Here is a 22,875-nt window from a genome sequence, read left to right on the forward strand (position 1 = left end):
GTGTCTGAGAGTTGCTCGTCGCCGATATAACCGTGTCGAAGTATCGGCGCGCCGACCACTCTCGCGGCGGATCCGCCGGTTCGCGGTCAGTCGCGGTCGACCGCGAACGCCGGGTCCGCCCCGGCGAGCCGAAGGAACACCTTTAACGAGCCGACCGGCCGAGAGACGTGTAATGGGACTGGAGGAGGAGATCGAAGCCCTCCGCGAGGAGATCGCCGAGACGCCCTACAACAAGTCCACGGAGGCGCACATCGGGCGGCTGAAGGCGAAGCTCGCGGAGAAGAAAGAGAAGCTGGAGAACCAGTCCTCCGCCGGCGGCGGTCACGGCTACGCGGTCGAGAAGCACGGCGACGCCACGGTCGCTCTGGTCGGGTTCCCGAGCGTCGGCAAGTCCACCCTCATCAACGCCCTCACGAACGCCGACAGCGAGGTCGGCTCCTACGAGTTCACCACCCTCGACGTCAACCCGGGGATGCTGAAGTACCGCGGCGCGAACATCCAGATCCTCGACGTGCCGGGGCTGATCGAGGGCGCGGCCGGGGGCCGCGGGGGCGGCAAGGAGGTGCTCTCCGTCGTCCGGACGGCGGACCTCGTCGTGTTCATGCTCTCGGTGTTCGAGATCGAGCAGTACGACCGGCTCCGCGAGGAGCTGTACGCGACCAACATCCGGCTGGACACGGAGCCGCCGAACATCAACATCCGCAAGACGCACAAGGACGGGCTCGGCGTGACGATGAGCGACGACGTGAGCCTCGACGAGGAGACGGTCAAGCAGGTGCTCCGGGAGTACGGCTACGTCAACGCGAAGGTGACCATCCCTCACGACCTCACGATCGACGAACTCGTCGACGCCGTGATGGACAACCGGGTGTACCTCCCGTCGATGGTCTCGGTGAACAAGGCCGACCTCATCGACAAGAGCTACCTCCCGACCGTCAAGGAGGAGCTCCGCGACCGCGACCTCGACCCCGACGACGTGCTGTTCATCTCCGCCGAGAAGGGCCTCGGCCTCGACGGCCTCAAGGAACGGCTCTGGGAGGAACTCGGCGTCATCCGCATCTACATGGACAAGCCGGGGCGGGGCGTCGACTACGAGGAGCCGCTCATCCTCTTCGAGGGCGACACCGTCGGCGACGCCTGCGAGAAGCTCGGCGGCGAGTTCGACGAGCGGTTCAAGTTCGCGCGGGTGTCCGGCGAGAGCGCCAAACACGACGACCAGCAGGTCGGGAAGAGCCACGAGCTGGCCGACGAGGACGTACTCCGGATCGTCGCCAGAAAGTGATTTTCGCGTTGCTGTCGGCAAGCGATGGGCCGTGACTATTTCTGACGCCATCGCCGTTCAGTGGTAATCAATCGATAGCGGATCGACGCTGAACACCACCGAAGCCCCAGTCGCGACGGCTCGCGCGCCTTGCTGTGCTCCTCGCTCGTTCGCGTTCGCTCACTCGCTGCGGTGCTTGCCACGGCGGGCTTCGCCCTCGCGACTGCCCCTTCGAGTCCCGCCCGACCGCACCGCACAGCACCTCACGCCTCCCCAACCTCGTCGCTGCCGGTCGTCGCTTCGCTCCGACCGCCAGCGACTCCCTCGCGCGTGCCGTTTCGCGGTCGCCGATGGCGACCGCTCGCGGGCACGCGCCACCACAACTGGTTGATGGATCCGCAGTAGCCGCCGCCAGTCGCTTTGCCGTGTCCGACCGAAAGGCGCTTTTCGCGTCGCCGCGAGGCTCCGGCATGATCACGGTCGCGCTCGCGGGCAAGCCGAACGCCGGCAAGTCCACCTTCTACACCGCCGCCACGGAGGCCGACGTCGACGTCGCGAACTACCCGTTCACGACCATCGACGCCAACCGCGGGGTGACCCATGTGCGGACGCGCTGCCCGTGTCTCGACCGCGAGGAGCGCTGCGGATCGGAGCACTGCCGCGAGGGGAAGCGCTACGTCCCGATCGAACTCCTCGACGTGGCCGGACTGGTCCCGGGCGCGCACGAGGGCAAGGGGCTCGGCAACCAGTTCCTCGACGAACTGACGAACGCGGACGTGGTGGTGAACGTCGTCGACGCCTCCGGCGCGACGAACGCCGAGGGGGAGCCGGTCGAGGTCGGGAGCCACGACCCGCTCGACGACGTGGACTTCGTCGAGGAGGAGATGGACCTGTGGCTCGCGGGCATCGTCGACCGCAACTGGGAGAGCGTCGAGCGGAAGTCGCGGTCGCCGGACTTCGACCTCGAGGCCGCGCTGTCGGAGATGCTCACGGGGTTCGGCGCGACCGAGGCCGACGTGGCGCGGGTCCTCCGCGGCTTAGAATACCCCGACGACCCGAAGGCGTGGACCGACGACGACCGCGAGGCGCTCGCGCGGGCGGTCCGCCGCCGCACCAAGCCCATCGTCGTCGTCGCGAACAAGGTCGACGCGGCCCCCGACGGCGCGGTCGACCGGATCCGCGAGGGGACCGACAAGCCGGTGATCGCGGCCACCGCCGACGGCGAACTCGCCCTGCGCCGCGCCGCGGAGGCCGGCGTCGTCGACTACGACCCCGGCGACGAGTCGTTCGAGATCGTCGGCGACGTCTCCGACGACCAGCGCGCCGGCCTCAACGCGCTCCGCGAGTCGATGGCCGACCACGACGGGACGGGCGTCCAGACGGCGCTGAGCGCCGCGGTCTACGACCTGCTCGACCGCATCACGGCCTATCCGGTCCAAGACGCCGGCAAGTGGACGGACGGGACGGGGAACGTCCTCCCGGACGCGTTCCTCCTGCCCGCGGGGTCGACCCCGCCGGACCTCGCGTACGCGGTCCACTCCGACATCGGCGAGGGGTACCTCCACGCGGTCGACGCGCGCGCCTCGCGGCGGATCGGCGAGGACCACGAGCTGACGGAGGGCGACGTTATCAAGATCGTCTCGACCGCGGGCCCGTGACCGGATCGGGATATCGGGCGGAGTACGGCCTCCCCGCCGCCGTGCGACCGACAGGCACATGCGGGTCGGCCGAGACGGGCCGGTAGAGAGCGGCCATGCTCGGGCTCGAACACGACTTCCGGATCGTCGACACCCGCGCGACCCTCGACCCCGACGAGTCGTCGGTCGCCACCCACGGGCGGGACATCTCCCCGGAGCGGCTGGAACGCGAGATGCTTCAGGCGGGGATCGTCCGCGCGGTCGCGAGCCCCGGCCAGCGGCCCCCCGGACGGAGCTACCTCCGCGCGAACAACGCCGTCGCGCGCCTCTCCATCGACCGCCCGTTCGTCGCGTTCGCCCGGCTCAACGGGCCCCGCGACCCCGGGACGGGCCCCGCGTCGGTCGTCCGGAACCTCCGCGCCGAGCGCGACGACCACCACACCCGCCCGGACGACGTCGAGCAGTACTCCTACGACGACCGGTTCCACGGCTTCACGCTCGCGCCCCACGTCGACGGGCTGCCGAACGAGGACGTACTCTCACGGCTCGAAGACGCCGACCTCCCCCTCTTCGTCCACGCGGGCCGCGAGTTCCCGCCCGAGGCGGTGGAGACGGAGCTGCTCGGCTACGACCTCCCGCTCGTCCTCGGGAGCTTCGGCGGGTACCCGCTGGACGCCGAGCTGATGAATCGGACGCTCGACCTCCTCGACGAGCACGACCGCGTGTACGTCGACACGAGCGCGGTGCGGTACCGCGAGGTGCTCGAACGCGGCGTGTTGGAACACCCCGACCGCGTCCTCTTCGGCTCCGGCGCGCCCGACGTCCACCCGAACGTCGGCGTGATGGAGGTGCTCACCCTCGACGTCTCCGAGGACCTGATGGCCCGCGTGCTGGCGAAGAACCCCGCCCGCCTCGTCCCCGCCCTCGCCGAGGGGGCCGACGTCTGAGAGGGGGCGTCGGTCTGTCCCGGAGCGATGCGGGCAGCCCGGACGCGGCGCGCCGGATCCGACGGCCACTTGCCGCGGCGGCGCGGACGCGACGACATGAGCGACGCAGACGCCGAGACCGACGAGGCTGACTCCGCCTCCGGCGACGCGGACGCCGCCTCCGACGACCCCCTCGTCGAGGTCGTCCGCGCGGTCGGCCACGAGAACGTCACCGCCGAGCACGCGAGCACCGTCGAACTCACGACCGACGACTGGCTCACGCCCGCCGGCGACTGTATCGTCGGCGTCGAGGCGGACCGCACCCCGCGGGACTTCGCCCCCGAGTTCCGCGAGGCGTGTCGGGACGCGGCCGCGACGATAGAGGCGACGTTCGTCGTCGACGACAGCGACGAGACCCACCGCGAGACGATCACCGGCCGCGGCGACCCCGACCTCGCGCTCGTCGACGACCGCTCGATGGTCGGGCGGACGAGCGACTACACCGACGACGAACGCACCATATTCGTTGATGGCGAGGGGGCCGCGGCCGACCTCGACCGCGACCTCGTGGCGGCGCTGGCCGACGGTGCGGACCTGACGCTCCGGCTCGAAGTGATCCCCGCAGAGTGACGCCATGCGCGACGACCGACGATCTGCGGTGCGGTGGCGCGTGCCTGCGAGCGTGCCGCCGAAGGCGGCCGCGAGGCAGCACGCGCGAGGGAGTCAGTCGCCGAGCGAAGCGACGGCGACTGACGAGGCTGGGGGGNGCGGTGGCGCGTGCCTGCGAGCGTGCCGCCGAAGGCGGCCGCGAGGCAGCACGCGCGAGGGAGTCAGTCGCCGAGCGAAGCGACGGCGACTGACGAGGCTGGGGAGGCGTGAGGTGCTGTGCGGTCGCGGGTGGGACTCGAAGGGGCAGCCGTGAGGCGGACAGAGGCGACGTAAGCACTGGAAGGAGCGAACGAAGTGAGCGACTGAAGCGCGCAACGAGCGTCCGTCCGCCTCACGGCTGGGGCTTCGGCAGTCTCGGTCACGGAGCTACTCTCGGCGAAACCGATCACGCACGGCCGAGCGACGTTACCGAAAACTCCCACCCAATCAGAGCCACAGATTATCCACCAGACATATATGTTCACTCGGTGAAAAAAGCGTATGAATACGCTGTGGTGGGCCGGATCCGTCATAGCCGTGGTCCTCGGCCTCGCCTACGTCGTCCTTCCGAAGAGAATCCACGCGTTCGGATTCGAGTTCCTCCGGCGGTCGTCTTCCGACCGATCCGAGGAGTCCGACACTCCCGTCTGGCTGTATCGCGGGTTGGGTGTGCTGTTCTTGTGTATTGGTGTAACGGGACTCGTCTGAACGGTGGTTCAACAGAACGTATAACCCCTATATCGGCAGTTCCGCGTCCGCGCCGACGACGCGGTCGGGTTCCGCGGGGGCGCGCCAGTCGGTCGTGCGCTCCAACAGCTGGACGACCATCTGGCCCGTCACGCCCCAGACCGTGTAGCCGTCGACGTGGAAGTAGTGGACGCGGTGGTCGCCGTACTCCGGGTGGCCGACCCGACGCTCCGACTCGTAGTTCGCGGGGTCGGTGAGCGCGTCGACGGACAGGACCGCCACCTCCGCGACTTCCGACTCGTCCGGGATGTACTCGCGGTCGGGCGCGACCCCCACGAACGGGCGGACCGCGTACTTGCTCGACGTGCGCGTGTCGTCGATCCGCCCGACGACGTCGACCTCGTTCGGTCGCATCCCGACCTCCTCGTCGGCCTCGCGTAACGCGGTGTCTGTCAGCGTCCGGTCGATCGGCTCGCGGCCGCCGCCGGGGAAGCTCATCTGGCCCGGGTGTTCGCCGAGGTGGGCGGCCCGCTTGGTGAAGAGGAGGTGGGCCTCGCCGCCGCGAGCGATCACCGGTGCCAACACCGCCGCCTCCCGCCGCCCGGCGAGCGACCGCGGGTTGTGCCGGCGCAGCCCCGACAGGTCCATGGGCGAGGTAGGCGACGCGAGGGGGTTAACGTTTCCGCGGATTCCGCCCGCGCGGGACGTGAACATTTAACGGGGCGGCGGAAGCCCCGAACGGCGACGCGGCGGTCGGGTTCGGACCTTTTAAGCCCGCGACACCCGCTTTCGGGAGTAATGAGCGACGACGACCAGGAGCTCGGGATCACCGAGTCCAAGACGCACAACACCGGCGAGTGGTACGCCGAGGTCGTACAGAAGGCGGGGTTAGCCGACTACGGGCCCGAGGGGATGAGCGGCTTCATCGTCACCCGACCGCGGGCGTACGCGGTCTGGGAGCGGCTCCAGGGCTTCCTCGACGCGAAGTTCAAGCAGACCGGCGTCCAGAACGCCTACTTCCCGCTGTTCATCCCCGAGTCGTACCTCGAACGCGAGAAGGACATCGTCGAGGGGTTCGACCCCGAGGTGGCGTGGGTCGACGAGGCCGGCAACGAGGAGCTCGAAGAGCGGCTCGCGGTCCGGCCCACCTCCGAGTCGATCATCACGCCGTACATCTCGCAGTGGGTGCGGAGCCACCGTGACCTCCCGCTGCGCGTGAACCAGTGGTGTTCCGTCGTCCGGTGGGAGGCGACCGAGACGAAGCCGTTCTTCCGCACGAAGGAGTTCCTCTGGCAGGAGGGTCACACCGCGCACGCGACTCGCGAGGACGCGTGGGAGGAGACGATGACGCGGCTCGACCAGTACGAGTCCGTCTACGAGGACCTGCTCGCGCTGCCGGTCCTGAAGGGACAGAAGCCCGACCACGACAAGTTCCCGGGCGCGGACACGACGACGACCGTCGAGGCGCTGATGCCCGACGGGAAGTCGGTCCAGGCGGGCACGTCCCACCACCTCGGCCAGTCGTTCGCGGAGGCGTTCGACATCACCTACTCCGACGAGGACGAGGAGGAGCGGACCGCCCACACCACCTCGTGGGGCCTCTCGTGGCGGGCGCTGGGCGCGCTGATCATGACCCACTCCGACGAGCAGGGGCTCGTTCTCCCGCACACGGTCGCGCCGACGCAGGTCGTCGTCGTCCCCATCTGGCAGGAGGACACGAAAGACGACGTGCTCGACTACGCCGAGGGCGTGGCCGACGACCTCGACGACGCCGGGATCCGCGTCGAACTCGACGACCGCGACGAGCGCAACCCCGGGTTCAAGTTCAACGAACACGAGCTGAACGGGATCCCGCTGCGGATCGAGATCGGCCCACACGAGGTCGACGACGAGGAGCTCACCCTCGTACACCGGCCGGACGGCGAGAGCGTCGAGGTCGACCGCGACGGCGTCGCCGAGACCGTCCGCGACCAGTTCGACGAGGTGTACGCCAAGCTGTACGCGACCGCCGAGGAGACCCTCGATGAGGGCGTGCGCGAGGCCGACGACCGCGCCGACATCCTCGGGACGCTCGGCCAGCACGGCGGCTACGTGAAGGCCCCGTGGTGCGGCGACGAGGCCTGCGAGGAGCCGATCAAGGAGCCGCTGGCCGCCGAGATCGTGATGGTCCCCTTCGAGGACGACGACCCCATCGCGGACGGCGACGGCGACGAGACGTGCGCGATGTGCGACGACGACGCCGAGCGGACGGCCTACTTCGCGAAGACGTACTGACCCCGCGACGCCTCTCTCCTCTTTTCCCCCTCGGCTGCGGCGCGGGACTCGCGTCGGCGTCCGATCGCGTCCATCACCGCCGCGTCCGGCGATTAATCCGCGTTGATCCGGCTTAACGGAGTTCCGGGTATATGGGCGTCGAGCGTGTACGGGTTGGTGATGAACCGATGGATCGCGAGTCTCCTCGTCGCTCTCGTCGCCGCGGCGGTGGTCGCCGGGGCCGCCGCCGCCGCGCCGGGGGGCGCGGTGACCCCACAGACCGATCCGGGAACGAACGCGACCGGGAACGAGAGCGGCGCGAACGGGACGGCCGACCTCAGCCCCGGCGAACGGCTCGCCGGCGTGGTCGGCGTTCAGGGTGCCGAGATCGACGGCGAGGTCGAGTCGCGCGCCTTCGAGGTCGCGCTCCGGGAGTCGGAGAGCAACGAGAGCCGCGCCGACGTCGTCGCGGACCGACTGAACCGAACCGAGGAGCGGCTCGCGGAACTGGAGGAACGGCAGCGGGAGCTCAAGGAGCGGCGCGACGCGGGCGAACTCAGTCAGGGAGCGTACGCCGCGCGGATGGCGTCGACGACCGCCCGGATCGAGTCGCTCTCCCGCGGGCTGAACCGGACCGCGAACGCGTCCGCGTCGCTCCCGACCGGGGTCCGCGAGGAGCGCGGCGTCGACGACGAGCGCCTGGCGACCCTCCGAGAGCGCGCGGACGAGCTCCGCGGTCCCGCGGTCGCCGCCATCGCCCGCGGCGTGGCCGGGCCGGGCGTCGGGGGGCCGGTCGGACCGGCCCGCCGCGGGCCGCCGGGCAACGGGACCGAGCGGGGACCGCCGGGAAACGCCGGGTCCCCGGGGAACGGTCCGTCAGGTAACGGTCCCGGGAACGGGTCCGCCGGACCGCCGGGGAACGGGTCCGCCGGACCGCCGGGGAACGGATCGGTCGGACCGCCGGGGAACGGGTCGGTCGGAACGCCCGGAAACGGATCGGTCGGACCGCCCGGAAACGGATCGGTCGGAACGCCCGGAAACGGGTCGGTCGGAGCGCCTGGACCGGGCTCCGGCAATGAGTCGGCCGGCCCGCCCGGAGGCAACGGTCCGCCCGAAGGGACGGGCGGAGACGGCTCAGACGCCGCGAACGGCTCGGCCCCGTCCGACCCGCCGGGAGGCGGTAACGCTGCCGGCGGGTCGGACGGGTCCAGCGACGGGTCAAGCGGTGCCGGTTCCGGGGGTTCAGACGGTGCCGGCACCGGCGATTCCAGGGGTGCCGCCCCCCGCGGTTCGAACGGTTCCGGCTCCGACGGGACGGACGGCGACGACGCCCGCGCGTCGGTCGATCGCGTAACGGTCGTCTCGACGGTGGCCCTCGGCGGGCCGCGCCTCAGCGCGTGAGCGACGCCGGACGGTGACCTCGGGCGGAGATCGGGCCCGGGGTGCGGCGTGGAGTCGGGTCGGTAGCGGATGGGAAGGAATTTCACGACGGCTCTTGTGACTTCGGCTGTGCAGCGAGCGTCGGTCGTTCTCGTCGTCGTCGCGCTCCTCGGAGCCGCCGGGCTGGCGTTCGGAGCCGGCGGCGCGGGCGCGGTCCCGTTCGAGGGCGGCTTCGCGCAGATGGACGTCGAGCCGGACGACGTGTCGATGGAGGTCGCCGTCGAACGGGACGGCGACGCGCGGTGGACCGTCGAGTACCGGATCCGGCTCGCCACCGACGAGGAGGAGCGGGCGTTCGAGGAGCTCCGCGCGGACGTCGAGAACGACACGGAAGCGTACACGAGCCGCTTCCGCGACCGGATGGCCTCGACCGCGGCGACCGCCGAGGAGGCGACCGGCCGCAACATGACCGTGTCGAACGCGACCGTGACGGCCGAGCGCCGCGAGCTCCCGCAGTCGTACGGCGTGTTGACCTACCGGTTCGAGTGGACCAACTTCGCCGCGGTCGACGGAGACCAGATGCGTATCGGCGACGCCGTCGACGGCCTGTTCCTCGACGACTCCTCGTCGCTCATCCTCTCGTGGCCGGAGGGGTACCAACTCGCGGAGACGACCCCGGAGCCGAGCGAGGTCCGCGACCGGTCGGTCGTCTGGAACGGCCCGGTCGACTTCTCTGCCGGCCAGCCGCGGATCGCGGTCGCCCCCGCGGGGCCGCTCGCCGGAGCCCCGACCGCCGGACTCCTCGCGCTCGTCGGCGTCCTCGTCGTCGCCGGCGGAGCCGTCGCCTACCGCCGCCGGATCCGCGACGGCGGCGAGGGCGCAGGAGTCCCGGCGGCCGGCGCGAGCGGCGCGGCAGCGAGCGACGCCGCAGCGGACGACGCGGCGGCGAGCGGCGCGGATCCGAGCGTGGACGAGACGGCGGGCGCGGGAGCGGCCGCCGCGGATGACGACTCAGCCTCTGACGAGGAGGAGGACTCGGCCGAGTCGGAGGACGCGCCCCCGGTCGACGGCGACCTGCTGAGCAACGAGGAGCAGGTGCTTCGGCTCGTCGAGTCGGAGGGCGGCCGGATGAAACAGAAGCGCGTCGCGGAGGAGTTGGACTGGACCGCCGCGAAGACGAGTCAGGTGGTGACGGGGTTACGCGACGAGGGCGACCTCGACGGGTTCCGGCTCGGCCGCGAGAACGTCCTCTCGCTGCCGGACTACGACCCGGAGGGCGACCCGAGCGCGAACGGAGACGAGAGCGACGGGGACGAGAGCGGCGAGGGAGACGGCGGATCCGAGAGCAACGACGACGACCCGGGCGAAGCCGACGCTACCGGGACCGACTGAGCGGAGCGGTCGCGGCTCGGGAGCGACCGACGCCGGTCACAGGTCCCGAGAGTGGCCGATGTGGAGCAGTTCGCCGCCGCACTCGCACTGGCCGGGCGAGTCCGTCCGCCGGCCGCATTCGAAACACTCGTACACTTCTTCTTCGACGTGGTCGGTCTCTGGTCGCATATCAGTCGCTACGTGCCCATGTCACATAGTCGCACGCCTAATATTCCTATGAGAGTATGATCACGATCAGTCAGATCGGTGGACGAATGATCGGTATCGTCGACGGTAGGTGCGATCAGGACGGAACGCGGAAGACAAACGCGGGTGTACCCGCGTGGATCTCGTCAGAGCACTAGTCAGCGTCAGGGGTTCGAAGAAGTAAGCCGGACCAGAGGACTGTGAACCACGGTCGTTCCGCTTCGCTCTCCCTGATTTAAATCTCTCCCGCAGCTCTTCGACTCCACGTTGTTCCGTCAGAAGAGCCGGAGGAGGGATTTGAACCCTCGACCTATTCCTTACGAAGGAATCGCTCTGCCAGCTGAGCTACCCCGGCGCATCGAATAATTCCCGGACGGAAAAATAAGGGTTCCGAAACGGGGACGGGACGGGGATCACTCCCACCGTCCGCGAGGGCAAAACCCGGCAGCGCGACCGCGATCTTCAACATGTTCGTCACAGGAGCAGCGATATTCTGTGTGAACACGCCAAAGAAGTTCGAATACAATGGCAGAATATAAGGAAAAAGACTAAATACCTGTTCGGACCTCATTTTGAGCGTGATGACACCGCCCGCGTGCCGAGACGGCGGGGATCGACTCCCCCGGCGGTGCGTGCCCGGTCGAAGCCCGTACCGGGCGACGAAGGCTCAGCCGGTCGCCTCCCCCACGGCGACCCGGCGCGGCCGTCATCCCCATCAGCGTTCCGTCGCGGCGACCGCGAATCGCGTCTCCGACGCGCCAAGCGCAGAATCGCCTCTGGCCCGACGACTTCCGCCGCGACCGCTTGTCATGTGACGGGCCCCCAGCCGCTCCGCCCCGACCCCCCTCGGGACGGCGCGGCGGTTTCGCTGTCTCGACGTCCTCGCGAGCGGCGGCGACGGTCCGCGAGGGATCTACGTCACCTGAACAGCCGCTGCGCTCGGCGCACCGCCGCCGAGAGGCCGCCGTAGCCCACGCCGACCGCCCCCGCGAGCCGCAGCTCCGCCGGGGCGACGCCGAGGCGGTGCGAGAGCGGGCCGGGACGCGCGTCCGCCCCCGCGACGGCGACCGTGCGGCCGCGGACTCTGACCTCCGCGGTGAGGCCACCGCGCACGAGTTCCGCGACCGCGCGGTCCGAGACGGCGTCGTCCGGGAGCCGACGGGCGACGCGGAGGGCTTCGCGGACGCTATCGACCTCGACGAAGATCCGGTGACCCGTCGCGTGGACCGCCGCGTCGACGCCGTCGACCGACAGCGTCAGGTCCTCGGTCTCGACCGAGAGCTGCCGCGCCGACTCACTCCGATTCACTCGTCGTGACCCGGACACCGCCGTCGACGCGCCACTCGGCGTGCTCGGCGTCCTCGCCCGTGCCGCTTGGCACCTCGACTGTCATGTCCTCGAACTGGTAGTGTATCTCCGCGTTCCGGCCGGTCAGCCGGTCGTACAGGCCCATCGCCAGCTCCGGCCAAGTGGTCGTCTCGTCGATCCGCTCTTCGGGGTCTTCGGCGTCGCTCATACGAGTGTATGACAGAGAGTAACACTCATAAGTGAACGCCCTGACGTGTCTGTGCCCGCGTCGGAAGGCGAGCGAGGAGAGAGCGGAAGAAGTGAGTGGAGATCTGCGAGGGGGAGAGCGCGTCAGTCGCCGGTCCGCGTCAGTCGGACGTCGAGACAGACGTTGTGCTCGTGGGGGGCGTACGACCGGACGACGCGTTCGGTCTCGACGGCGACCGCGTACTCGTCGCCCGCGGCGGCCTCGATCGCGCGGCGACCCGGGCCGAACGGGTCGTCCTCGTGCTGGATGTCGTAGTAGTGGACCACGCAGTCGTCCCCGGCGAGCGCGACCGCGGTGTCGACGAACTCGTCCGCGGAGTGCGGGAGGTTCATCACCAGCCGGTCGGCGGTGTCGGCGTACTCGTCGGCGATCTCCCGCACGTCGCCCGCGAGCGCGGTCACGCGGTCGGCGACCCCGTTCCGCTCGGCGTTCTCGCGGAGGTACTCCACCGCGCGCTCGTTGAGGTCGCAGGCGACCACCTCCGCGCCGCGGGCCGCCATCGGGACCGCGTACGGGCCCACGCCGGCGAACATGTCGATCGCCGACTCGCCCGCCGCGACCTGCTCGGCGACGCGGTGTCGCTCGGTCGCGAGCCGCGGCGAGAAGTACACCGCGGCCACGTCCAACAGGAACTCGTGGCCGTACTCGCGGTGGACCGTCTCGGTGCCGTTCCCGGCCAGTACGTCCCACTGCCGGACGCGCAGTTCGCCCTCGATCGGCGAGGCGCGGTTGAGGACGGTGTCGCAGGGGAGGTCGGCCGCCATCACGGCGTCGGCTATCTCGCGGGCGCGCTCGTCGTCGTCCTCGTCGACGATGACGATGTCGCCGAGCCGCTCCAGCGAGGGCTCGAAGCCGAGGATCTCCGCGGGCGTCGTCGGTCGGTCCCGCGCCGCCGGGTCGCGCTCGACGATCCGGTCCGCGAGGTCGGCGGGCACCCGCTCGCGGCCGACGACGGGGATGTAGATCGTGTCGCCGTCGACGGCGATCTGGTGGTCGCCGTCGAGGGCGTCGGCGTCGGCGAGGCGGCTCCGGACGGTCTCGCCGCGCTCGCGGGCGACGGCGACGCAGGGGACGCTCATCGTCGGAGGGAGGCGGGCGAGCGAATAAACGGTGACGCTTCGCGGGTCGCACGCGGCGACCCCGCCGTCACTCCTCGAACGCGGTCGCGACCGCGTCCAGCAGGGCCGCGTCGTCGACGTCGGCGGGAACGCGGACGAGGCGGTCGGCGGCCGCGGCCACCTCGGCGTTCGGACCGGGGGTGTCCCTGGATTCGTCGGCCCCAGAGGCGTCCGCGCCGACCGCGACCGTCGCGTCCGCGCCGGCGGCGAGGTCGCGCGCGGCCGCGACCGTCTCCCCGGTCGGTCCCTCGAAGGGCGGAGCCGTCACCGCGGTCGCGCCCGCGTCCGCGGCAGCGCCGGCCGCCGCGTCGCCCGCGGGCACCACGCCGACGGAGGGATCGTGGCCCGCGGCGGCGAGCCGGGCGACGACGCGGGCGGCGGGGCGGCCCGTGCCGACCACATGGACCCGGCGGGCCGAGACGTCGCTCTGGGGGAACGCCGTGACCGCGGGCGTTCCCGTCGCGGGGTTGCGCCCGACGAACGCCTCCGCGTCGAAGGCGGCACCGACGGCCGAGGCGGACAGCACGGACTCGGGCGGCCCGGCGGCCTGGACGCCCCCGTTCGCGAGGACGACGACCTCGTCGCAGTACCGCGCGGCGGCGTCGAGGTCGTGGATCGCGGCGATCGCCCCGCGCGCCCCCTCGTCGACGAACGAGCGCACCAGCTCCAACGTCTCGACCGCGTGGTTCACGTCGAGGCTGGCGGTCGGCTCGTCCAAGAGGAGGAGCGGGGCCGCCTGCGCCAGCGCCCGCGCGAGCAGCACGCGCTGGCGCTCGCCGCCGGAGACTTCGGTGATCGACCGGTCGGCGAAGCGCTCGACGTCCGCGGCCGCCATCGCGGCGTTCACCGCGGCGTCGTCTTCGACGCCGTGGGCGTCGAACCGCCCGAGGTGGGGCGTCCGGCCCATCTCGACGACGTGGCGCACCCGGAAGTCGAACGCGAGGTTCGTCGCCTGCGGGACGCTCGCGACCCGGCGGCCGACCTCGCGGGCCGACAGCGACGCGGCGGGGTCGCCGCCGATCCGGACCGTCCCCGCGTCCGGCTCGACCGCGCCGGTCGCCGCGCGCAACACCGTGGTCTTGCCGGCACCGTTCGGCCCGACGAGGCCGACGAGCGAGCCGGCCTCGACCCGGAGGTCGACGCCCGAGACCACGTCGACGTCGCCGAAGGAGACGGCCACGTCCGAGAGCGACAGGAGCGGCGCGTCGCCGAACGAGAGCGACGTGTCGGGGGCCGACTCGGGGTCGACGGCGGGTCCGTCGGCGGGCGGCGATGTGGGATCGTCTGCGGACGGCGATCCGGAGCCGTCCGCGGCCGGCGAACCCTCGCCGTCACCGGGGCGGTCGGCGCTCACAGCTCCGACACCTCCCGGGTCACGAGCAGGTAGACGAAGAAGGGCGCGCCGACCGCGGCGGTGATGATGCCGACCGGGTACTCCGCGGCCGCCGAGCGCGCGACCGTGTCGGCGGCGACGAGGAAGGTGCCGCCGGAGAGCGCCGCGGTCGGGAGCAGCACCCGGTGGTCGGGGCCGACGACGAGCCGGAGCATGTGCGGGACGATGAGGCCGACGAACCCGATCACGCCGGCGAACGCGACGCCGGCGGCCGTGACGAGCGCCGAGGCCGCGAGCAGGATCCGCTTGGTGCGTTCGACCGCGATGCCCAGCCCGCGGGCCTCCTCCTCCCCGAGCAGGAGGACGTTGAGGTCGCGGGCGTACGCGAGCAGCACGGCGAAAAGCGGCGGGACGACGACGGCGGTGACGGCGACCTCGCTCCACGCGGCCCCCGAGAGGTGGCCCATCAGCCACGCGACGATCTGCCGGAGCGACTCGCCCGCCTGTAGCTGGAGGTACGAGACGACCGCGCCGAGGAACGTCTGGACCGCGACGCCGGCCAGAAGCAGCGTCGCGACGGGCGTTCGACCGCCGCGGGTGGCGATGGCGTACACGCCGAAGGCGGCCGCGAGCGCGCCGACGAACGCGAACAGGCTGGTCCCCGCGCCGCGCGAGAGCGCCACCTCCACCGAGCCGACGAGCGGGAGCGCTATCGTCGTCGAGAGCGCGACGGGGAAGACGATGAACGCCACCGCGCCGACCGCCGCGCCCGAGGAGACGCCGATGATCGAGGGGTCGGCCATCGGGTTGCGGAAGAAGCCCTGCATCACGGTGCCGGCGGCCGCGAGCGCGAACCCGACGAGCGCGGCCAGCAGGATCCGCGGGAGCCGCACCCCGACGACGATCTGCTGGTGGACGGCGTCAACGGGGAACGCGAACGGCGACGCGAACGCGAGATCGAAACCGGGGAGCGTGAGCGGGCCGACCCCGGGCACCGACAGCGGGCCGACGCCCCCGGTCGTCTCGATCCCCGCCGGCACCGCGAGCGCGTTCAGTACCGACTTCACGACGGTCTCCGGCGGGATCCTGACGGGGCCGATCGCGGCGCTGACGACGACGACGACCGCCAGAAGCGCCGCTATCGCCGCGGACCACGCCGCCGACCGGACCCAGGGTCGCATACGTTCCCCAACACAACTTGTAGTAGGTAAGTACTTATTGGACGAAGCCGGTCGTCGATCCGATGCGAAACAGCTTCGCGATAGCGATGGCCGTGCTGGTGACGACCGCCCTGCTCGGCGGCGTCGCCGGGACGGCCGCGGGCGCACAGCCGACGGTATCGACCGACGGGCCGACCGCGGGCGCGGGCCCGGCGGTCGGGGCGGTCGGGACGGCGGACGCGTCGGCGCAGACCGACGACGACGCCTGCGGGTTCCCGGTGGAGATGACCGACGCGACCGGGACCACGATCACGCTCAACGAGTCGCCCGACCGGATCACGACGATCAACCCGTCGGCTGCGCAGACGCTGTGGGAGCTCGGCGAGCAGGACCGCGTCGTCGGCGTGAGCCAGTTCGCGCTCTACCTCGACGGGGCCGACGAGCGCGCGAACGTCTCCGCCGAGTTCGGCGCGAGCGTCGAGCGCGTCGTCGACACCGAGCCCGACCTCGTGTTAGCGCCGAACTCCTCGTCGGCCGACGTGGAGCCGCTCCGCGAGCAGGGCCTGACCGTCTACCACTTCCCGGCGGCGACCTCCATCGACGACATCGCCGAGAAGACGGAGGTGATCGGTCGACTCGTCGGGGCGTGCGACGCCGCGAGCGAGACCAACGCGGAGATGTACGACGCCGTCGACGCCGCCGAGAACCGGACCGCCGACGTCGACCGCCCGGCCGCGCTGTACCCGCTCGGCGGCGGCTACGTCGCCGCGAACAACACCTTCATCGACGCGATCATGACCGCCGGCGGCACCGACAACGTCGCGGCCGAGTACGAGGCGTACCCGGAGCTCTCCGACGAGGTGATCCTCGAAACGAACCCCGAACTACTGTTAGTCACCGACTCCGAGGCATCCATCCTCGGTCAGGAGCCGTACGCCAGCACGACGGCGGGGACCGAGGGCAACTACGTCGTGATGAACCAGAACTACCTCAACCAGCCGGCACCGCGCAGCGTCATCGAGTCGACGACGACGCTCTCCGAGGCGGTCGTCGAGATTCAGGCCGACGGTGAGGGGTCGACCGACCAGTCGAGCGGCGACGCGGACGGCGGTGAGGACGGCTCGACGACCGACGGCGACGACTCGTCGGGTGACGGCGAGGACGGTTCGAACGACGGCGAGGACGGTTCGAACGACGGCGGCATGGAAGACGAGACGGGCGGAGACACCGGCGCGGAGTCGCCCGGGTTCGGCGTCGTCGCGGCCGCCATCGCCCTGCTCGCGATCGGCCTCCTCGCGCGGCGCGAGTGAACTGACCGCCTTCTTCTCTGACCGACCGCCGTTTCAGATCCCCTGTCCCATCAGGTGACTGCGGAGGACGTCGGGCGTCTTGAGCCCGGCGTCGCTGTTGAGTAGCACGACGGTCTCGTCGCCGTCGAAGAAGCCGTCCTCCGCGAGGGCCCACGCGCCGGCGGGGGCCGCGCCGCCCGTCGCGCCCATCTCGACGACCTCGTTTTGCGCCACCGCGACCGCGCTCGCGAGGATGTCGTCGTCGTCGACGCCGACCGCGGTCCCGCCGCTCTCCTCGACCGCCTCGACCGCCGCGCCGCCGCCGGCGGGATCGGGAATCTCCAGTTCGCCGCAGATCGTGTCCGGCGTCTCCCACGGCTCCGGCTCCGCGAGGCCGCGCTCGACGGCGGCCGCGATCGGGGCGCAGCCCGACGCCTGCGCGGCGACGACGCGCGGGGTCCCGTCGATCGCGCCGATCCGGTCGAGTTCGACGAACCCCTTGTGGACGCCGGCGACGACCTCGCCCGAGCCGGTCGGGACGACCACGACGTCGGGGGCGTCGCCGAGGTCGGCGACGAGTTCGAACGCGACGGTCTTCGCGCCCTCGTGGCGGTACGGCGTGACGAACTCGCCGAGGTCGGTGTACTCCGTCTCCAGTTGCTCGTCGACCGCGGCGGCCGCGTCCGGGAAGCGCCCGCCGACCACGCGCATCTCGCCGCCGTGGACGTTCGTCATCGACTTGTTCGAGAACGCACAGCGCGAGGGGACGAACGCGTACGAGCGCAGGTCCGCCCGGCCCGCGTACGCCGCCATCGACTGCCCGGCGTTGCCGGGGCTCGCGCAGACGAGCGGCTCGACGTCGGCCCCGTCCGCGACCCGCTTCGCCACCGCGGTCATCGCGAGCGAGAGGCCGCGGTCGAGGACGGTCCCGGTGGGGTTCCGGCCCTCGTCTTTGACGTAGACCGCCTCGACGTCGAGTTCGTCGGCGAGCCGGTCGGTGGCGACGAGCGGCGTGCCGCCCTCGCCCGCGGTGAGCGCGTCCTCGGCCGAGAAGGGAAGCAGCGCGTCGAAGCGCCAGTGGCCGCGGGCGGTCGCGGGCGCGGTCCGGGCGTCGCCGCTCCCCCCGCGGGCCGCGGGGTCGAACAGCGCGTCCGGGTCGACCGCGTCGTAGTCGTACGCGGGGTCGAGTCCGCGCGCCCGCTCGTCGGCGTCGACCGCCGCCGCGTCGGCGGTCTCGTGAACGCGTCCCGACGCCCGACTCTCCAGCCCGCGAAACGCCGGCGTGGTCTCGAAGTCAGCCATACCGAACCTTGCGGCGGCGGCGACTAATCGCTTCGCACTCGGCGGCGGACCGCCGTCGGACTGACTCGCCGAAATGCGGTGGCGCGCGCCTGCGAGCGGCCGCCCTCGGCGGCCGCGAGACAGCGCGTGCGAGGGAGCGGTGAGGGCTCATAGAGCGCGAACCGCGAGGCTGGGGAGGCGTGAGGCGCGGTTGCGGTGCTGGGCGGGACTCGAAGGGGCAGCCGGGAGGCGGGCGCAGGCGACGCAAGCACCGCAACGAGGGAGCGAACGGAGTGAGCGACCGAGTGAGGCGCACAGCGAGCGTGCGCCCGCCTCCCGGCTGGGGCTTCGGTGGTGTCCGTGTCGATCGGCGGCTTATAAACAAAAACGCGGTCGCACGGCCGAGCGGCTGGGACTTCGGAAACGGGCCCCTCGATCTGCGATATATATACGGCGGCGGTCGCGACCGGTCAATCATCCACCGCTTATAAGCGAGCCGACCGAACGATCGCGCATGAACGGAGACGCCACCGTCGTCGGCGGCGGCCTCGCGGGACTGGTCGCGGCGCGGCGGCTCGCCGAGGCGGGCGCGGACGTGACGCTGTACGAGCGACGGCCCGAGGTCGGCGGGCGCGTGCGGACGGAGACGGTCGACGGCTTCACGCTCGACCGCGGCTTCCAGGTCCTCTTCACCAGCTACCCCGCCGTCGAGCGCGAGCTCGGCGCGGACCGCCTCGACGACCTCGACATGCGGACGTTCGCGCCCGGCGCGACGATCTGCCGCCCGGGGTCGCGCTCCGTGCTCGGCGACCCGCTCCGCGACCCGCTGTCGGCGATCCCCTCGCTCCTGAACGACGAGGTCTCCTTCTCCGACAAGCTCCGCACCCTCGCGCTCCGGTACGACCTCTCGCAACGCGATGAGGGCGAGTTCTTCGCGGGCCCCGACGCGCCGATCCGCGAGTACCTCCGCGACTGGGGGTTCGCCGGCGACTACGTGACGAACTTCGTGGAGCCGTTCTACGGCGGGATCACCTTAGACCGGACCCTCTCGACCTCGAAGCACGTCTTCGAGTACACCTTCCGAGCGATGGGCCGGGGGTCGATCGGCGTGCCCGCCGACGGGATGGCGGCCCTCCCCGCCGCGCTCGCCGACCGCGCCCGCGAGGCCGGCGTCGAGATCCGGACCGGCGAGGACGTGGAGTCGGTCCGGGTCGCGGGCGGGGGGCGGATCCCGTTCCGGACCGGCCGCGGCGAGGCCGAGGGCGCGACCGTCGAACTGGCGGACGGCTCGACGCGCGAGACGGACGCGGTCGTCGTCGCCGCCTCGCCGCCGGAGGCCCGCCGGCTCACGGGCGTCGAGTCGGTCCCGACGGAGGGAGTCCCGAACGTCACCGGGTGGTACGCGCTCCCCGCGGGCGAGTCGTTCGAGACGGGCGAGCGGATCCTGCTCAACGCGGCCGGGGAGTCGCCGAACGCCGTGGTCCCGATGTCGGAGGTCGCGCCCGAGTACGCGCCCGACGACCGGGCGCTGCTCGCCGCGACGTTCCTCGGCGAGGGGTCGCTGGAGCGCGACGACGCCGACCTCCGCGACGACGTGCGCGACGCGCTGGCGGCGTGGTACCCCGACCGCGACTTCGGCGGGCTGGAGACCGTCGACGTCCACCGGATCCGGTTCGCGCAGTTCGCGCAGCCGCCCGGCGTCCACGCCGGCCTCCCGGACCCGGACGACCCCGAGGGGCCTGTGGTCCTCGCCGGCGATTACACCGAGTGGTCGTCGATACAGGGCGCGTTGGAGAGCGGTCGGACGGCGGCCGCCGCCGCGGGCGACTACGTATAAGCGGACGGCTCGGTCCCCTCACTCCTCGCGCAGGAACGCCTCTTCCCCGTGTTCCTCGACCGCCGCGAGGAGTTCGTCGCGCTGGCGGCGGACCTCGGGCGGGAGGTCGGCGTAGGCGTGGTCGAACATGTCGCTCGGACCGGCGTCGACGGACTCGGCGAAGTCGATCGCGGCGGCGACGACCTCGTCGGCCTCTTCGCGGGCCGCGGCGACGCCCGCGTCGTCGATCCGACCGGTCTCGCGGAGGAACGTCTCCATGCGGTCGACCGGGTCGAGCGCGCGCCACGGGTCCACGTCGCCAGGGTCGCGGTAGGCGCTCGGGTCGTCGGCCGTGGTGTGCGCGCCGAACCGGTACTCGACGAACTCGATCAGCGTCGGGCGCGGCGCGTCTCCTCCCGGCTCGCCTCTCCCCGACCCGTCTCCGTCGCCGCCGCCCGTCGCTCTCGCCCGCTCAGCCGCCTCCCGCGTGACGGCGTAGCTCGCGAGCGGGTCCATCCCGTCGACGCGGACCCCGTCGAAGCCGTAGGCGGTCGCCTTCTGCGCGAAGGTGTCGGTCGCGGTCTGGCGCGACTCGGGGATCGAGATGGCCCAGCCGTTGTTGTGACAGCAGAAGAGGGTGGGCGTGTCGAACACGCCCGCGAAGTTCATCGCCTCGTGGAAGTCGCCCTCGCTGGTCGCGCCGTCGCCGAAGTGGCAGGCGACGACCCGGTCCTCGTCCCGGTGGTCGAACGCCCATCCGGCTCCGACCGCGTGCGGGAGGTGCGCCGCGATGCCGATGTTCAGCGGAAAGACGTTCCCGTCGGCGATCGCCTCCGTCCCGGACTCGTGACCCATCCAGTAGGGGAGGTACTCGGCGAGCAGGTCGCGGACGACGACCGCGCCGTGCTCGCGGTACTGGTAGGATATCAGGTCGTCGGCCGCGAGCGCGTGGGTCGACCCGACCGCCGACCCCTCCTGCCCCGCGCAGGGCGCGTACGTCCCGATCCGCCCCTGTCGCTGGAGGCTGACCGCGCGCTCGTCGAACCGGCGCGTGGTGACCAGATCGCGGTAGATCGCCCGGAACTCCTCGTCCGAGAGGTCCGGCACCGTCGCGTCCGGCAGGGGCCGCCCGTCCGCGTCGAGGACGCGATAGAGGTCCTCGTCGGCGAGGGGGTCGGCGTCGTCGGGACTGGTCTCGCTCATGCGCGTCCGGTGTGTCCCGAACTCACAAGGAGGTAGCGGTCGCGGCCGCGCTCACGGGGCGGCGGTCTCGGTCCCCCCGCCGCCGACCCGTCGCCGGACGTACGCGAGCGGGACGCCGACGAGGAGCCCGGCGACGGCGGCGAACCCGAGGGTCAGGCCCACGATCGACAGCACGGGCCCGGCCGCGAGCAGTTCCACGCCCCAGACCGCCACGAACCAGCCGGTCCAGAGGGTCCCGGTACCCAGCGCCGTGAGCAGGCCGAAGGCCGCGCCGGCCCGGTAGGAGAACGCCTCCCGGCGCTCGACCAGCCGCCACCAGCACGGGGGGCCGACGACGAGCGCGGGGGCCGCGAGCAGCGGGACCGGGAATACAGACGGGAGGCCGGCCACGTCGACGAAGAGGCGGAGCATGTCCGACAGGAGGACGGCGACGAACGCGCCGCAGGCGAACGCGTAGCCGCCCGCGAGCAGCGCCCACCCCCGCGGCGACGGGAACCCGGAATCGGACGGGTGAGAGTCGTCCATGTCGGACGGTCGCGCTCCCGGGACAAAGCGGTTGGCGTGGGTGAAACGCGGACTTGCGCCTTCCCTACGGCCTGATGACGGCGCGGCCGTCGATCTCCCGGTGTTCGAGTTTCTCGGCGACCGCGTTGATCTCGCCGAGGTCGTACCGGCTCGTGTGGAGGTCGACGTCGCCCTGCTCGACGAGCGCGACGAGCTCCTGAAGCTCCGCGTACCGGCCGACGATGTTGCCGACGAAGGAGAACTCGCCGTTCACCAGCGCCTGCGACGGCTCGTGGACGTGCCCGCCGTAGCCGATGATGTGGTGGTCGCCGCCGGCGGCGGTGATCTCGGGCGCGTAGCCGGTCGTCACGTCCTCGCCGACGAAGTCGAGCACCTGCGCCGCCCCCGTGCCGTCCGTGATCGCCTCGATCTCGGCGGGCACGTCGTCGTCGGACGGGTTGACGAGGTGGTCCGCGCCGTAGCTGTCCGCCAGGTTCAGCGCCGACTCCTTCAGGTCGACCGCCGTAATCCGCGCCGCGCTCATCGCGTCGAGACACTGGAGGCCGATGTGGCCGAGCCCCCCGACGCCGACGACGACCGCGTGGTCGCCGGGGTTCAGCTCCGCGACCGCCTTCTTGACCGCGTGGTACGCGGTGATGCCGGCGTCGGCGTGGGGCGCGATGTCGACGGGGTCGACGCCGCTCGGTAGCGGGATCACCGAGCGCTCGCTGGTGTGGAGGTACTCGGCGAAGCCGCCGTCAGTCGTGAGCCCGTTGAACGCGTCGTTCTCGCAGTGCATCGTCTCGCCGAGCCGGCAGGGGCGACACGTGCCGCAGGTCTGGACCGGGTGACAGATCACCGGGTCGCCCGGCGACACCAGGTCGACCTCGTCGCCCGTCTCGACGACCGTGCCGGCGTTCTCGTGGCCGAGCGTCATCGGGAGCTCCTGCGGGACGTACTCCGCCCACATCCCCTCGATGATGTGGTTGTCCGTCTGACACCACCCCGCCCCCTCGACCTCGACGATCACGTCGTCGGGTCCGGTCGCCGCCGGCCGGTCGACCTCGTCGATGGTGAGTCCCTCGCTCATGTCGTCCGTGTACTCGTGGAGTCTGGCTGCTCGCATGTGACCTATTCTCTCACACCCTTCATCATAAACGTTCGTTGTGGTTTCGTCTCCGGCGCGATCGGCCGCGAACGCGCCCCCAGAAGGGATCTGCGGACCGCCGACTAAACGCGAAAACGC

The 22,875-nt window shown here is 71.5% G+C and carries 21 protein-coding genes and 1 tRNA gene; 10 read left to right on the forward strand and 12 right to left on the reverse strand.

Annotated features, from left to right (window positions below):
- Positions 1-172 precede the first annotated feature (172 nt).
- The 5 genes from C472_RS05285 (at position 173) to C472_RS05305 (ending at position 5,180) form a co-directional block, all read left to right on the forward strand.
- Entirely contained in the window at positions 173-1,282 is a 1,110-nt protein-coding gene (locus C472_RS05285; protein ID WP_006628772.1) for an OBG GTPase family GTP-binding protein, read from the forward strand.
- 449 nt (positions 1,283-1,731) lie between these two features.
- On the forward strand, positions 1,732-2,919 hold the full coding sequence (locus C472_RS05290) for a redox-regulated ATPase YchF (RefSeq protein WP_006628773.1): 1,188 nt from the start codon (positions 1,732-1,734) through the stop codon (positions 2,917-2,919).
- A 95-nt stretch (positions 2,920-3,014) separates the two neighbouring features.
- Positions 3,015-3,845, forward strand: coding sequence for an amidohydrolase family protein (locus C472_RS05295; protein ID WP_006628774.1), 831 nt, complete (start codon positions 3,015-3,017; stop codon positions 3,843-3,845).
- 96 nt (positions 3,846-3,941) lie between these two features.
- Positions 3,942-4,454: a DUF371 domain-containing protein gene (locus C472_RS05300; protein WP_049906346.1), complete on the forward strand. Its 513-nt coding sequence runs from the start codon at positions 3,942-3,944 to the stop codon at positions 4,452-4,454.
- Between the two features lie 519 nt (positions 4,455-4,973).
- Positions 4,974-5,180 (forward strand): hypothetical protein, encoded by a 207-nt coding sequence (locus C472_RS05305; protein ID WP_006628776.1) that lies wholly within the window; start codon positions 4,974-4,976, stop codon positions 5,178-5,180.
- 27 nt (positions 5,181-5,207) lie between these two features.
- Here the strand turns inward: C472_RS05305 and C472_RS05310 are convergent, their stop codons facing one another.
- A complete protein-coding gene (locus C472_RS05310) occupies positions 5,208-5,807 on the reverse strand; it encodes an NUDIX hydrolase (protein WP_006628777.1) in 600 nt (199 codons plus the stop codon).
- A gap of 150 nt (positions 5,808-5,957) precedes the next feature.
- Between C472_RS05310 and proS the strand changes: the two genes are divergently transcribed.
- The 3 genes from proS (at position 5,958) to C472_RS05325 (ending at position 10,184) form a co-directional block, all read left to right on the forward strand.
- Positions 5,958-7,433 carry a proline--tRNA ligase gene (proS, locus tag C472_RS05315; protein WP_006628778.1) on the forward strand — a complete coding sequence of 492 codons (1,476 nt, stop codon included), beginning with the start codon at positions 5,958-5,960 and terminating at the stop codon, positions 7,431-7,433.
- Positions 7,434-7,592: 159 nt separating this feature from the next.
- A complete protein-coding gene (locus C472_RS05320) occupies positions 7,593-8,813 on the forward strand; it encodes a hypothetical protein (protein ID WP_006628779.1) in 1,221 nt (406 codons plus the stop codon).
- Between the two features lie 108 nt (positions 8,814-8,921).
- On the forward strand, positions 8,922-10,184 hold the full coding sequence (locus tag C472_RS05325; protein WP_006628780.1) for a helix-turn-helix transcriptional regulator: 1,263 nt from the start codon (positions 8,922-8,924) through the stop codon (positions 10,182-10,184).
- A gap of 36 nt (positions 10,185-10,220) precedes the next feature.
- On the opposite strand, the gene C472_RS16890 is transcribed toward C472_RS05325, so the two are convergent.
- The 7 genes from C472_RS16890 to btuC form a co-directional block, all read right to left on the reverse strand.
- Positions 10,221-10,352, reverse strand: a complete 132-nt coding sequence (locus C472_RS16890) for a rubrerythrin-like domain-containing protein (protein ID WP_006628781.1) — start codon at positions 10,350-10,352, stop codon at positions 10,221-10,223.
- Positions 10,353-10,652: 300 nt separating this feature from the next.
- Positions 10,653-10,725 (reverse strand) — tRNA-Thr (locus tag C472_RS05330).
- 563 nt (positions 10,726-11,288) lie between these two features.
- Complete coding sequence (locus C472_RS05335; RefSeq protein ID WP_006628782.1) at positions 11,289-11,678, reverse strand: hypothetical protein; 390 nt, start codon at positions 11,676-11,678, stop codon at positions 11,289-11,291.
- Positions 11,665-11,886, reverse strand: coding sequence for a hypothetical protein (locus tag C472_RS05340; protein ID WP_006628783.1), 222 nt, complete (start codon positions 11,884-11,886; stop codon positions 11,665-11,667). Before C472_RS05340 ends, C472_RS05335 begins: the two co-directional genes overlap by 14 nt.
- Before the next feature lie 122 nt (positions 11,887-12,008).
- Positions 12,009-13,004, reverse strand: a complete 996-nt coding sequence (locus tag C472_RS05345; protein WP_006628784.1) for a class I SAM-dependent methyltransferase — start codon at positions 13,002-13,004, stop codon at positions 12,009-12,011.
- 67 nt (positions 13,005-13,071) lie between these two features.
- Positions 13,072-14,397: an ATP-binding cassette domain-containing protein gene (locus C472_RS05350; protein ID WP_006628785.1), complete on the reverse strand. Its 1,326-nt coding sequence runs from the start codon at positions 14,395-14,397 to the stop codon at positions 13,072-13,074.
- Positions 14,394-15,557, reverse strand: a complete 1,164-nt coding sequence (gene btuC, locus C472_RS05355) for a vitamin B12 ABC transporter permease BtuC (RefSeq protein WP_006628786.1) — start codon at positions 15,555-15,557, stop codon at positions 14,394-14,396. The genes C472_RS05350 and btuC overlap by 4 nt, the downstream gene beginning before the upstream one ends.
- 62 nt (positions 15,558-15,619) lie before the next feature.
- Between btuC and C472_RS05360 the strand changes: the two genes are divergently transcribed.
- Positions 15,620-16,846, forward strand: a complete 1,227-nt coding sequence (locus C472_RS05360) for a PGF-CTERM-anchored ABC transporter substrate-binding protein (RefSeq protein WP_006628787.1) — start codon at positions 15,620-15,622, stop codon at positions 16,844-16,846.
- A 33-nt stretch (positions 16,847-16,879) separates the two neighbouring features.
- Here C472_RS05360 and C472_RS05365 read toward each other — a convergent pair whose 3' ends face one another.
- A complete protein-coding gene (locus C472_RS05365) occupies positions 16,880-18,127 on the reverse strand; it encodes a threonine synthase (protein ID WP_006628788.1) in 1,248 nt (415 codons plus the stop codon).
- Positions 18,128-18,620: 493 nt separating this feature from the next.
- Between C472_RS05365 and C472_RS05370 the strand changes: the two genes are divergently transcribed.
- The gene (locus tag C472_RS05370; RefSeq protein ID WP_006628789.1) at positions 18,621-19,943 is read left to right on the forward strand and encodes an NAD(P)/FAD-dependent oxidoreductase; all 1,323 of its coding nucleotides are present in this window, start codon (positions 18,621-18,623) and stop codon (positions 19,941-19,943) included.
- Positions 19,944-19,961: 18 nt separating this feature from the next.
- Here the strand turns inward: C472_RS05370 and C472_RS05375 are convergent, their stop codons facing one another.
- The 3 genes from C472_RS05375 to C472_RS05385 all read right to left on the reverse strand — a co-directional run bounded on the left by C472_RS05375 (position 19,962) and on the right by C472_RS05385 (position 22,755).
- Complete coding sequence (locus C472_RS05375; RefSeq protein WP_006628790.1) at positions 19,962-21,125, reverse strand: thiamine pyrophosphate-dependent dehydrogenase E1 component subunit alpha; 1,164 nt, start codon at positions 21,123-21,125, stop codon at positions 19,962-19,964.
- Positions 21,126-21,176: 51 nt separating this feature from the next.
- Complete coding sequence (locus tag C472_RS05380; protein ID WP_006628791.1) at positions 21,177-21,650, reverse strand: hypothetical protein; 474 nt, start codon at positions 21,648-21,650, stop codon at positions 21,177-21,179.
- 64 nt (positions 21,651-21,714) lie between these two features.
- Positions 21,715-22,755 carry an NAD(P)-dependent alcohol dehydrogenase gene (locus tag C472_RS05385; RefSeq protein ID WP_006628792.1) on the reverse strand — a complete coding sequence of 347 codons (1,041 nt, stop codon included), beginning with the start codon at positions 22,753-22,755 and terminating at the stop codon, positions 21,715-21,717.
- Positions 22,756-22,875 lie beyond the last annotated feature (120 nt).

Source organism: Halorubrum tebenquichense DSM 14210 (genome assembly GCF_000337415.1).
GTDB classification, from domain to species: Archaea; Halobacteriota; Halobacteria; order Halobacteriales; family Haloferacaceae; genus Halorubrum; species Halorubrum tebenquichense.